General features: G+C 42.1%; 2 protein-coding genes. Both read left to right on the plus strand.

The annotated features are described in order from the left end of the window. A partial coding sequence (locus SORDD24_RS01675) for a DUF2268 domain-containing putative Zn-dependent protease (protein ID WP_231082650.1) occupies window positions 1-343 on the plus strand: 343 nt, incomplete at its 5' end. A gap of 62 nt (window positions 344-405) precedes the next feature. Then, a partial coding sequence (locus tag SORDD24_RS01680) for an EXLDI protein (protein WP_061407863.1) occupies window positions 406-673 on the plus strand: 268 nt, incomplete at its 3' end.

The raw sequence follows: 673 nt of genomic DNA on the forward strand, positions 1-673 counted from the left end.
CAGTGAAGGCTTGGCAGAGTCTTTTGCGGCTGAGCTCTATGGTAAGGATCTCATTGGGCCTTGGGTTACTTCAACCAGTCCAGAGCAGTTAGAAGAGATTAAGCCCATCATCTCCAGTCAGCTTCAGCTAACGGGGATGGCGGAAATGGCTCCTTATCTATACGGTGATGAAATCGCGAAGATACAGGGTCAAATTCCGGTTGGTATGCCCTATGCTGCGGGCTATGCTTATGGTTATCATTTGATACAAGCTTATCTGAAAAAGACTGGCAAGAGCATTATTGAGGCCACAGTGACGCCTACAGAAGAGATTTTAGAGGCGACGAAAGACTTTTGGAAATGATATTTTTGCTTGCAAATCTGCCAGAGTTTGATATAATGAAAGTAATTTTTGGAGGTGACTATATGCACTATAAAAGAGTTGAATTAAAGGCCACAAATCAAGGTATCCATGAACGCAAGATCTTTCAAGGTGTTAAGATTTTCAGTCGTAGCAAGTTATCCAAAGATCAGAAAAGCATTCTAACACAGAAGCTTTACCTGACTCCGAAGCAGAATATCGTTTTCTATCAGCGGACAGATGTCAATTATGACCAGAACTGGCATCATAATAAGGACTATTATGAACTAGCTTATGGCCAGTTGGACAGAGAGACGGTTTTTAAGGTTTGCC

Source organism: Streptococcus oralis, from assembly GCF_001579175.1.
Taxonomy (GTDB): Bacteria; Bacillota; Bacilli; order Lactobacillales; family Streptococcaceae; genus Streptococcus; species Streptococcus oralis_O.